Source organism: Lysinibacillus sp. GW247-5R2A (assembly GCF_059424475.1).
Genome location: NZ_JBWKZL010000004.1, coordinates 258,148 through 269,503 on the forward strand (window position 1 = coordinate 258,148; position 11,356 = coordinate 269,503).

Sequence of the window (11,356 nt, forward strand, 5' to 3'; positions counted from 1 at the left end):
TCTATCCGTCACTTTCCCTCCGCTATCCGTCACTTTCCCTCCGCTATCCGTCACTTTCCCTCCGCTATCCGTCACTTTGACCCCGCTAACCACTACACAGCAAAAAAGCCCACTCTAGTAAAGAGTAGACTTTTCGTAAATGCCTTTTGAAGCGGCTATTAATGCTTCTATTGCTGCCATCCTTCCTTCATGTAAGGCTGTCACAACGGCACTTCCAACGATGACCCCATCTCCCAACATCCCCATACTTGTCACTTGCTCTGGCGTTGAAATGCCAAATCCCGCTAGTACTGGGATTGGACTTGCCTGACGCAAGCTTGCAAAATGTTGTTCTAAATTAGTAGCAAAATTGGACCGTTCCCCCGTAATTCCATTGACAGTGACTGCGTAAACAAATCCTTGGCTTGCCGCAGCAATACGAGCAATGCGTTCAGGAGGACTTGTTAATGATACAAGCTGGATGACATCAATGCTATGTGGATTTAAGGCTTCTCGTAAAATCCTGCTTTCCTCTAATGGCACATCGGGTACGATTATTCCTTTGACTCCTCCAGCTACACAAGCTTGAGCAAAAGCCTCCAAGCCATATGCTAATACGGGATTAAAATAAGTCATGATAACTAATGGGACAGTTATTTCTTCTTTAAATGAAGCGAGAGTTTGTAATACTTTCTTCAACGTTACACCCGCTGCTAATGCCCGTTCTCCAGCCCGTTCAATTGTTGGACCATCTGCAACAGGGTCCGTAAAGGGAATGCCTACCTCAATAGCTGTTACACCCAGCTGCTGTAGCTTTATAATCGTTGGCTTGATTGTTTCTAATCCCCCATCACCTGCCATCATATACGGAATAAAAGCCTTATGTCCTGCAAGCTTTGTCTGGTTAATCGCCTGTTGTAAAGTCGTCATTTCAGATCCCCTCCTAGTGCCGCACGAACCGTGTGTACATCTTTGTCCCCTCGGCCAGATAAGCACACCACAATAATGCTGTCACTCGGCATAGTTTTAGCAAGCTTTGCTGTATAAGCAATAGCGTGGGAACTTTCCAGTGCGGGAAGTATGCCCTCTGTTCGACTTAATAATTGTAAGCCTTCTAATGCTTCAGCATCTGTGATAGAGTCAAATTGCGCTCGACCCATCTCATGTAAATAACAATGCTCCGGCCCTTTTCCTGGATAGTCTAATCCTGCTGAAATTGAGTGCGCTTCTTGAACAAAGCCATTTTCATCTTGTAATAAATACATGTAAGCACCATGTAATACACCCAATTGTCCACCTGCAATGGCTGCAGCGTGCCGCCCCGTTTCAAGACCACTTCCTGCTGCCTCTACACCATATAAGGTAACTGCTTCATCGTCAACGAATGGATGAAACATGCCAATTGCATTACTACCGCCACCAATACAAGCTACAACTGCATCTGGTAAACGACCTTCCTTTTGCAAAATTTGTGTCCTTGTTTCTACCCCGATAATACGCTGAAAGTCCCGGACAATTTTTGGAAATGGATGTGGGCCTAACGCAGAGCCTAAAATATAATGCGTATCCTCCACATTTGTCACCCAGTAGCGCAAAGCAGCATTTACAGCATCCTTTAAAGTTTTTGACCCGCTTTCCACAGACTGAACCTTCGTGCCAAGTAGCTCCATACGGAAAACATTTAACTGCTGACGTTTAATATCTTCAGCGCCCATAAAAACTACACATTCAAGATTTAATAAGGCACAAGCGGTAGCCGTTGCTACTCCATGTTGCCCAGCTCCTGTCTCCGCAACAATTTTCTTTTTCCCCATTCGTTTGGCAAGAAGGGCCTGGCCGATCGCGTTATTGATTTTATGTGCACCTGTATGATTTAGGTCTTCACGCTTTAAATAGATTTTCGCTCCACCAAGCTTCTTTGTTAAATTTTCTGCGAAATAAAGCGGGGTTTCACGTCCCACATAGTCCTTTAAATAATAAGATAGCTCCTCTGTAAACGCTGCATCTTTTATTGCTTCCTCATAGGCAGTCTCTAATTCTAGCAAGGCTGTCATTAATGTTTCAGGTACAAACCGCCCACCAAATTGGCCGAATCGCCCATCCTTTGTTGGTACACTATTGGCTATCGAAATTGTCATTATCTATGCCCCCTCTTTGCCATTTGTAAAAATGTCTGTATTTTTTTATGATCCTTTATGCCATCTGTTTCTACGCCACTGGATACATCCACCATGTGAGGGTCTACATCAGTAATGGCCCCTGCAATATTCTCCGCCTTCAATCCACCGGCTAGTATTAATCTTTCCCGTGGAATTCCCACTTCATCGAGTAAAGTCCAGTCAAAAGTTCGACCACTTCCACCTTTAAAATCAGTCCCAGGGGCATCGAATAAATAATAGTCCACCTGATAGTGAGCAGCGGCTTGCACATCCTCTTTTGTCCGTATAGATAATGCTTTTATAGCCGGATAACCTTGTTCAGCAATGAATGTGGCTGTTTCCTCTCCATGGTATTGCACGTAATCTAAAGGCACTCGCTCAACCGCTTCCTGTAATTCAGCAGGAGTTGGATTGACAAAGACACCAATTTTCAAAACACCTTGTGGCACTTGCTTTGCTAATAGCTGTGCTTGTTCAATGGATACACGGCGTTTACTTGGTGCGAAAACAAAGCCCACAGCATCTGCACCCGCATGAATTGCTGTTTGGATATGTTCTACTTCTTGTAATCCACAAATTTTTACTTTTGTCATACTGAAGTCTCCTCGGTTTGAACTTGTAAACGTCTGAGTGCTAGCCCTACATCTCCGCTCCGCATTAATGCTTCTCCAACAAGAACACCACTAGCGCCCATAGCCGCCACTTGTTTTGCATCGTCTTGCGTCCAAATACCACTTTCACTAATTAATAGATGTTCCTCATCAAACGGAAAGGCTTCTGCAATCTCCTTTGTTCGCTGTAAATTGACCTCAAAAGTACGTAAATCTCGATTATTAACGCCAATCAATTTTGCATCGACTGCAAGTGCCTGTTTGAGCTCCTCACTATCATGTACTTCCACTAAAACCTCTAAGCCTAAGCTCGTTGCATAGCTATATAAATCACGTAAAGCTTCATCCGTTAATGCTGCCACGATCAATAAAATAATTGATGCACCTGCAGCCTTTGCAAATCGAACTTGCACTCGATCCACCATAAAATCTTTACAAAGAAGTGGCGTATCCACTGCACGAGCAACTGCAGCTAAATCTTCAAAGGAACCTTTAAAAAATTCCTTGTCCGTTAATACAGAAATAGCTGCTGCCCCTGCCTGAGCATACACTTTTGCTTGGGCAACCGGGTCTGCCCCACCAGCAATTAACCCTTTGGAAGGCGAAGCACGTTTCATTTCAGCAATCACCTGCAATGAATTTGCTTGCCGTAATGATTGGAATAACGAAGGGCGTTGCTGTTCTGAAAAATTTGCTAAAGGATCAGGCTGCTCTAATAATGCTCCTACCTCTATCCTCTTTTGCTGAAGTATTTTTTGAAGAATATTCATTGTCCAACCTCCACTCCTTTTAATTGCTCACTATAAGCTACAACCGTTGCTAATTTTTGTAGGGCTCGCCCACTACTAATACTGTCTTTCGCCATAGCCACCCCCTCTTTAATCGTTTCTGCCTGACCATGACCGAATAATCCGATTCCGACATTTAACAATACCGTATCTAAGTAAGCACTCTGCTCCCCAGCCAATAAATTTTTCATAATTACCGCATTTTCATCAGCATTACCACCGCGAATGGCCTCTAATGGTGCCGAGTGAAGACCGACATCCTCTGCGCTCAATGAGAATGGAATCAAATCTCCTTTATCTAGTAAAACCAATGTATTTTGCCCTGCTAAGGAGGCCTCGTCTAGCCCTCGAGGACCTGATACTACAATGGCACGCTCTCGTCCTAGCATTTGTAGAACAGAAGCATACTCCATAACAAAATGGGGACGATTAATGCCTGTAAATTGTGTTGATAGGGTTACAGGATTTGTTAAAGGGCCCACTAGATTAAAGATGGTTGGTCGACCTAGTGAACGTCGTATCTCCCCAATCCTCCTTAGTTTAGGATGGACATTCGGTGCGTATAAAAAAGCAATGCCTTCTTTCTCCAATAGCTCTACAGTTTGTGGAATTGTCATATCTGTCTGAATGCCTAATGCCTCTAAAACGTCCGAGCTGCCAGAGGAAGACGAAATTTTACGATTTCCATGCTTGGCGATTTTAACACTAGCTCCTGCTAGCACGAATGCAGAGGCAGTGCTGATATTAAATGTATGAAGACCATCCCCACCAGTACCGCAATTATCCATATAAGCTCCTTCTTTTACGGGGACATGACGGGCATATGACCGCATAGTTGTTGCTAATGCCGCTACTTCATGAGCCGTCTCCCCCTTTATAGATAGGGCTGTTAAAAAGCTTGCGATTTCATCTTTAGGAGTGTCATCCTGGAATATCCATTGCGCCACCTCCAGCATTTCTTCATACATTAAATGCTCCCCTTGCAACACTTTCCGCTGTAAATGTTTCATTCGTTTTGCCCTCCATTATTCGCCAATAACTGTAAATAAGCTCGTTCTTCCTCTTCCACCTGCTGTAAAACTCTTACTACGTCCGTATATTTTGTAACCGCAATGGTCGATTGCCTATGCATCATTGTCTGTTGCACCACAATGGATTGCCCAGCTAAAGCAAAATCCAATTGCCCATTAAAACCAATGAAGCCGAGAGCTCCGCCAAAAATACCCGCAGTATAATGCCATTTTTCTAAATAATGGGCTGCCTGTTCCTTAGGTATCCCTGTAGTTGAATGTGGTGGTAGCATTGCTGCTAATACATCAAGGGCGTGAAGCATCGGCAACAGACGTCCCTCTATTGTAGAAGTCATGTGTAAAGCTTGCTTCGATCTCTCAATACGCATAGCATCCATCACCTGAATGGAATTCCGAAAACAAACAGACTGTAGCTCTTGCTGCACTGCGCTCACAAGGACGGCATGTGATTTTCTAATTTCTAGATGATTATATAGTTTGCGTTCATTTTCTAAGTCGTCGCTTTTCGTTCCTCCCCGTGGGAATGCTCCCTCTGTTGGGGTTGCAATTACTCGTTCTCCTGTCACTCGTATTAGACTGTCAGGAGAAGTTCCTAAAACTACATAATCCTCAAATTCTATATAATACATATAGGCAGCTGGCTTTTTTTTACGAAGCTGTCTATATAACGAAAAAGCGTCTCCCTGAAACTTTGCCATATAGCGCTTCGGTAATACGACTCTTGTCATTTCCCCTTGTAAATTACGTTGAATGTTTTGTAGAGCATTTGTAAATTGATCCTGTGTAGAGGTTTCAAGCGTTTGATACTTGTAAGTTGCTTCTTCACTTGCATGCCCCTGTAACAACTGTTGGGCTAAAGCCTCCAAGTCAGGCTCATGCTTTTCCACATCTATATTTGTATGAATTAGTGTCACTTCATCCGTTATATGGTCAAACATAATGATTGTTTCATAGACATGAAAATGAACATCTGGGAGATCCTTTGCATGGGCCGGCAGCATCGATGTTCCTCCATGACCTATATAACCAACGGCACCACCAGAGAACGGAAATTCAGTCGTATTGGAAATGCGTGGCATGAGTCTTTTCAGTAGAGCAAAGAGCTCACCTTGATGGACATAGGTTTTTCCTGTTTGATAGGAATACTCCTGAATTTCTTGCCCGACACCTTTATATGTTTTTCTTGGATTCGCACCAATAAAGGAAAACCTTCCCGCACCCTCATGCTGGGCTGAACTTTCCAGCAAAAATTTATGCTTACCTTGTAAACGTCTAAAAATTAAAATCGCTGTTAAAGAATCGCCATTGATGGTTTTCATTTTTGTTCTTGAACTCGTGGTTTGCATAGCTTTCAATCTCCTTTTTCAAAGATTCCTTTAGCTAATGTCTAGACGAATGAAGAAAAATTGCACGGTTGATGAAAATAAAAAAATCCCCTGCAAAAAGGATTATTCCTAATTGCAGAGGACGATCATGACCGCGTTGCCACCTCATATTAGAGCATATTGCTCTCACTTTAATGCCTGCTCCTGCTACGTCCATAGCTAATCAGTTAGATAGCTATGCCCATATATCGTTCAAGCATTCCCTATAACGTGGGGATTCACGTTCGCTTTTTTAAAGGCGACTCTCATAAGTCCATTCACATAAGCTACAAATCAGTTCTCACCAGCCACTGACTCTCTACATTGCACACTTATGTTACTACTCTTATTCAACAATTTCTCAGCTATTCTCATCTAAACTCAGCTCATCTGTTCTTAGGCTGACCACGCTCCCGTAGCCTTCTACCTTGACCGAACAAAAAGTTAGCCTTAATTCTATGCCAAACAAATATAATTGTCAATCAATTTTGAAGGATCAAGTGATTGACATGGATTTCAGAAGCTTTTTATATAGGTATATAACCCTTTTTATATTCCACAAAAAAGGAAATAACACTCCTGCTGTTGAAAATTTTCTGCGTATTGACCTTGTAAAAATATCAAGTTATAGTAATTTCAGAACATTTATTTTTTCTATATAACAAAAGAAGGTAGGAACGTCTATGTCCGTTCGTAAAAAGCTAAATCTGGGCTTCATTTCATTAACATGTTTACTCTTCATTTCAAGCATTGTGAGCTTTCTTCAATTTAAAGCTACGCAAAATGATCTAGAAGAAGTGCTGCAAAATCGTATAGTTCAAATGCAATTAACAGTGAAAATTCAGCAAGAACTCGCATCTCAAGGTTTATTTTTACGTTCCTATATTTTAAATCAAAAGGATGAAACGGCTAAAGCTAATTTAGAGCGCTATGAAAAGCTTTTACCAGAATCGGTGAATGAACTTTCTACGCTTGTTCGTTCTGATTACACAAAAAATATCATGCAGCAAATCACAGCACTACAAAAAGATTTACTTAGCCATTCCGAAGAGGCAGTCCAAGCCTTCAATAATGGTAATGTAGATTTAGCACTCTCTTACATAAATTATGATGTGACAAAAGATAATAAGGAAATCTTCCAATTGACGAAGGAAATGTTGGAGTATCATAATGAACAGCTTCAAAAGGTTGATACTGAAGTTAATCAAACGGTTGCACGAGCAATTATTATTTCCATCACGCTACTATTGGCTAGTGTCGTTATTGGCGTATACTTTATGTTTTTTGTTAAAAGGTCGATTGTTCAGCCATTGCGTCAGGCTATAGGAGCGGCTGATACATTAGCACAAGGAGATTTAACGATTGATGAGCTGACTCACCAATCAAAAGATGAAATTGGCACACTAGCCGTGGCCGTCAATACGTTAAAGCACAATCTAACTGGATTAATGTCAAACATCCAAGATAGTGCCTCCCACCTATCAGCTGTCTCTGAAGAGCTATCTGCTAGCACGGAGGAAGTGACGGCAACTTCTGATGATATTGCCCAACGAATTCAAGAAAACTCAACACATATCGTTTCATCCGCTAGTGCCTCACAGCAAAGTGCTGTAGCAATGGATGAAACAGCAGCCGGTGTCCAACGCATTGCAGAAGCGACACAAAGCCTTCATTCCAATGCAGAAAGTATGACTCAGCTCGCACAAACAGGAGGAACAACCATATCCATAGCGAAAGAACAAATGTCTATCATTTCTGTGGCTACCTCTGAAATTGCTACATTAACCGAAAAATTAAGTAAACAATCAGAAGAAATTGGACAAATTACAACCGTCATCACGGCCATTTCAGAGCAAACAAATTTACTGGCATTAAATGCGGCAATTGAAGCAGCAAGAGCTGGGGAACACGGTAAGGGCTTTGCAGTAGTAGCTGATGAGGTACGTAAACTTGCTGAGGAATCCAATCAGTCTGCCAATCAAATAGTTGCCATTACAAAAGAAATTCTGACAGATACACGCAATGTTGCAGCTGCCGTCGATCATGGACTGGCTTCTGTAAAAGATGGCGTAAATAAAATTCACGAGGCAGGAGATGCTTTCTACTCCATCACATCAGCCGTGACTGCATTTACTGAGCAAATTGAAGAAATCTCTGCTACATCCGAGGAAATTTCCGCCAGTGCTGAACAGGTTGCTGCCTCTGTCACGGAAATAGCTAGTGTATCAAATCAGTCAGCCAGCAATTCACAAATAATTGGTGAGTCTGTTGATGAACAAGTCGCAACAATGCAGCAAGTGAACGCGGTCGCTGAGGAATTAAGTCAACATGCCCAGCAGCTACAAACATTACTTCAACAATTTAAAATATAAAAAAGAAAATCTGCTGCTTTTTAGAAAGCCAGCAGATTTTTTATATGATAAAAGCAGGGTATAGAAAACAATTTGTTTTCTATACCCTGCTCATTTAAATTAGACAGTAGGTTCGTCTGTACCCCATTGTTTTTTCTCTTTCTTGTGTAGCTGTCCATCTGATTTTTTCATTTCACGAATTTTTAATGAATACCAGATTTGAGCTGCGATACAGATGGAAGAATACATACCTGTAATTAAACCAATCAATAACGCGATCGAGAAGTTTTGAATAGATGGTGCACCAAAAATTAATAAAGCTATAACAACAATAATAACTGTTAGAACTGTATTAACAGAACGTCCCATTGTTTGGCGCAGTGATTTATTTACTATGTTCGCCAATACTTCACGGTCATTAATCGTATCATAACGATCTAAATTTTCACGCATACGGTCAAAGGTAACAATCGTATCATTAATGGAATAACCAACAATGGTTAACACAGCCGCAATAAATGTAATATCTACTTCTAAACGCATGAAGCTAAAGACGGCAACAATTAAGAATACATCATGCAATAATGAAACAATCGCACCGATACCCATTCGCCATTCAAAGCGAATTGCTACATAAATGATGATTCCAAGTGCTGCAAGTGATAATGCTTTAATGGCATTTTTCACCAGTTCCTTACCGACTGTTGGCGATACCGTACTTACAGTAGGCTTATGACCATATTTATCGGTTGTTTCTTTCTGGAATTTTAAAATATCTGCTTGTGATAAATCGGATTTATAACGGACAACTGCAGATGTACTCTTTTCTCCTGAAAGGACAATATCCTCCGAAGGGAAACCGATGCTATCAACAAATTTTGCTACTTCTTCTTGTGTTAACGTTTGTTCTGCTTCAATTTGAATTCGTGTACCACTAGAGAAATCAATACCAAGGTTTAGACGGAAAACACCCATAGCCACTATCCCAGCCACTAAAATGGCTAAAGAGAATGTATAAAATTTCTTACGGTTGTGAACAAAATCGAAACGATCAAATTTCGTTGATAAATCTAATGTGCCAATGTTTTCATCTAAACTATGTTGTTTTGCTTTGGCAATACCATACCATGCTGGATTATTGAAATAGCCACTGTTAACAAGGACTCCTAATAGAACACGAGAACCCCACACTGCTGTTAAGAAGCTCAATAAAATACTAATAATTAATGTAGTGGCAAATCCTTTAACAGAGCTTGTCCCGAAGTAAAATAGAACGCCCGCTGCTAATAGAGTCGTCAACTGGGCATCAACAATCGCTGACAAAGATTGTTTAGACCCGATTTGGAACGCCTGCTTAGCAGAATACCCTACTCGAAGCTCTTCTCGTATACGTTCTGCTGCTAGAATGTTGGCGTCCACAGCCATCCCTATACCGAGTACAATAGCGGCAATACCCGGAAGTGTTAATACAGCATTAATCCAATCAAATACAACCAAGACTAAGAACGTGAATACAACAAGTGTAATGATGGAAATAAAGCCTGGTAAACGATAGTAAAATAACATGAATAAGAAAATAATTACTACGCCGACAATACCTGCAAAAATGGTACTTTTCAGTGCCTCATCACCAAACTGAGCACCAACAGAAGTGGAGTAAATTTCATCAAGCTTAACAGGTAGTGCCCCTGCATTTAAAATTCCTGATAAATTTTTTGTTTCATCCACAGAGAAATTACCACTTATCATAACGTCTGTAGTATTTAATGTTTGACTAACAGTTGCTGCTGATGAATAGCGAGGCTTAGCTTTTTGTGATTCCGCTTTATAGGAATCAACACCCTCTTCAAAGTCTAACCATACAACTAATAAATTTTGTCCTACAGGTTTCGCAGCAATTTTACTTGTTACATCAGCAAATTTTTTCGCATCTTTTAATTTTAACGATACAATTGGGCGATTTTGCTGGTCAAAGGAAGCACTAGCTCCATTTTCCGCTAAATCATTCCCATCTAATAATAAATTATCATCCACATCACGGAATGTTAAATTCGCAGAAGTAGATAGTAACTTACGTGCCGATTCCTGATCTTCAACACCAGCTAATTGCACACGGATACGGTTTTCTCCCTCAACCTGAATGCTTGGTTCACTAACACCAATCGCATTGACACGGTTACCAAGGGCTGTTGCCGTAGCAGCAACAACTTCCGGCGTGATTTTTTGTCCTTCTTTTAATTCATTTACCTCGTAAAGAACCTCAAACCCGCCTTGTAAGTCAAGACCAAGCTTAATGTCCTTTAAGACGCCGTTTACAGTCGTACTAATTCCTGCTACCAAAAGCACAAGAATTAATAGGAATGCAACTATACGACTTTTTAGTTTCATTGAAAATCCTCCTCGAAATGGTGTAAGGGTTGTCCTTACACGCCAAACAAGTAACTAGCAATACCTTTTGAAACGATTAATCCTCCTTTTCCTTAGAATCATGTTACCTGTGTCTCAAAAAGGTAGCTTCACTTATTTCATTCGTTCATAACGCGCAAGTTTATCTTTGTATTATTAGGTACTAACCTTCCTAATGCAAGTAATATCGCATGGGAGGTTTATGTAAGTAAACAGTTTTTCAAAATAAAAAAAGCGCAACACACTTATTATGAAACAGGTTGCGCTTGGTGTCAATTCAACACATATAGGTTTCTTTGAATTCTTGCAAAATTTGACACATTGTCATTTACGTTCTGACTGGACCAAGCAGTAATTGTAATTCTTCTGTATTCAGTTCTTCAAACCAATTATCACTTTGTAAAAACTCTACTTGATTAAATGAGACGATATCAGATGGTGATACCGAGAATATGGTAGCAATCACCTCATATAAGCGTAGTTGATCTACTTTCTTTTTTCGCCATTTTTTTTCAACACAGTACCGCCAAAGCTCTTCTGCCGTTATAGCATCGTAATGAAAATACTTGAACTCTGCTATCTTACTATCAATTGCAGGACGAATTTTTTCAAATAGTTGCTCATATTGCATACTCATTTTGAATCATCTCCAATCAAAGTCGTAACG

9 protein-coding genes and 1 other annotated feature are annotated in these 11,356 nt (G+C 40.7%); of the genes, 1 reads left to right on the forward strand and 8 read right to left on the reverse strand.

Features of this window, described 5'->3' with window-relative positions; translation table 11 throughout:
* Positions 1-114: 114 nt before the first annotated feature.
* The 6 genes from trpA to AC07YC_RS08840 are packed head-to-tail and all read right to left on the reverse strand — an operon-like array spanning position 115 to position 5,914.
* The gene (trpA, locus tag AC07YC_RS08815; protein WP_494919077.1) at positions 115-909 is read right to left on the reverse strand and encodes a tryptophan synthase subunit alpha; all 795 of its coding nucleotides are present in this window, start codon (positions 907-909) and stop codon (positions 115-117) included.
* Positions 906-2,117: a tryptophan synthase subunit beta gene (trpB, locus tag AC07YC_RS08820; RefSeq protein ID WP_336635820.1), complete on the reverse strand. Its 1,212-nt coding sequence runs from the start codon at positions 2,115-2,117 to the stop codon at positions 906-908. The genes trpA and trpB overlap by 4 nt, the downstream gene beginning before the upstream one ends.
* Positions 2,117-2,731: a phosphoribosylanthranilate isomerase gene (locus AC07YC_RS08825; protein ID WP_494919078.1), complete on the reverse strand. Its 615-nt coding sequence runs from the start codon at positions 2,729-2,731 to the stop codon at positions 2,117-2,119. The genes trpB and AC07YC_RS08825 overlap by 1 nt, the downstream gene beginning before the upstream one ends.
* Entirely contained in the window at positions 2,728-3,519 is a 792-nt protein-coding gene (trpC, locus tag AC07YC_RS08830; RefSeq protein ID WP_494919079.1) for an indole-3-glycerol phosphate synthase TrpC, read from the reverse strand. Before trpC ends, AC07YC_RS08825 begins: the two co-directional genes overlap by 4 nt.
* Positions 3,516-4,547 (reverse strand): anthranilate phosphoribosyltransferase, encoded by a 1,032-nt coding sequence (gene trpD / locus AC07YC_RS08835; RefSeq protein WP_494919080.1) that lies wholly within the window; start codon positions 4,545-4,547, stop codon positions 3,516-3,518. The genes trpC and trpD overlap by 4 nt, the downstream gene beginning before the upstream one ends.
* A complete protein-coding gene (locus AC07YC_RS08840; RefSeq protein WP_494919082.1) occupies positions 4,544-5,914 on the reverse strand; it encodes a chorismate-binding protein in 1,371 nt (456 codons plus the stop codon). Before AC07YC_RS08840 ends, trpD begins: the two co-directional genes overlap by 4 nt.
* Positions 5,915-6,028: 114 nt before the next feature.
* Positions 6,029-6,295 (reverse strand) — a binding site (T-box leader).
* Between the two features lie 320 nt (positions 6,296-6,615).
* Between AC07YC_RS08840 and AC07YC_RS08845 the strand changes: the two genes are divergently transcribed.
* On the forward strand, positions 6,616-8,304 hold the full coding sequence (locus tag AC07YC_RS08845) for a methyl-accepting chemotaxis protein (protein WP_494919084.1): 1,689 nt from the start codon (positions 6,616-6,618) through the stop codon (positions 8,302-8,304).
* Between the two features lie 99 nt (positions 8,305-8,403).
* On the opposite strand, the gene secDF is transcribed toward AC07YC_RS08845, so the two are convergent.
* Positions 8,404-10,671: a protein translocase subunit SecDF gene (gene secDF / locus AC07YC_RS08850; RefSeq protein ID WP_336635826.1), complete on the reverse strand. Its 2,268-nt coding sequence runs from the start codon at positions 10,669-10,671 to the stop codon at positions 8,404-8,406.
* A gap of 346 nt (positions 10,672-11,017) precedes the next feature.
* Positions 11,018-11,326: a post-transcriptional regulator gene (locus AC07YC_RS08855; RefSeq protein ID WP_008181166.1), complete on the reverse strand. Its 309-nt coding sequence runs from the start codon at positions 11,324-11,326 to the stop codon at positions 11,018-11,020.
* Positions 11,327-11,356: the final 30 nt, after the last annotated feature.

Excerpts from the sequence above, each read along its gene's own strand:
- trpA (WP_494919077.1), bottom strand. The coding sequence starts at position 909 with ATGACGACTTTACAACAGGCGATTAACCAGACAAAGCTTGCAGGACAT.
- trpB (WP_336635820.1), bottom strand. The coding sequence starts at position 2,117 with ATGACAATTTCGATAGCCAATAGTGTACCAACAAAGGATGGGCGATTC.
- AC07YC_RS08825 (WP_494919078.1), bottom strand. The coding sequence starts at position 2,731 with ATGACAAAAGTAAAAATTTGTGGATTACAAGAAGTAGAACATATCCAA.
- trpC (WP_494919079.1), bottom strand. The coding sequence starts at position 3,519 with ATGAATATTCTTCAAAAAATACTTCAGCAAAAGAGGATAGAGGTAGGA.
- trpD (WP_494919080.1), bottom strand. The coding sequence starts at position 4,547 with ATGAAACATTTACAGCGGAAAGTGTTGCAAGGGGAGCATTTAATGTAT.
- AC07YC_RS08840 (WP_494919082.1), bottom strand. The coding sequence starts at position 5,914 with ATGCAAACCACGAGTTCAAGAACAAAAATGAAAACCATCAATGGCGAT.
- AC07YC_RS08845 (WP_494919084.1), top strand. The coding sequence starts at position 6,616 with ATGTCCGTTCGTAAAAAGCTAAATCTGGGCTTCATTTCATTAACATGT.
- secDF (WP_336635826.1), bottom strand. The coding sequence starts at position 10,671 with ATGAAACTAAAAAGTCGTATAGTTGCATTCCTATTAATTCTTGTGCTT.
- AC07YC_RS08855 (WP_008181166.1), bottom strand. The coding sequence starts at position 11,326 with ATGAGTATGCAATATGAGCAACTATTTGAAAAAATTCGTCCTGCAATT.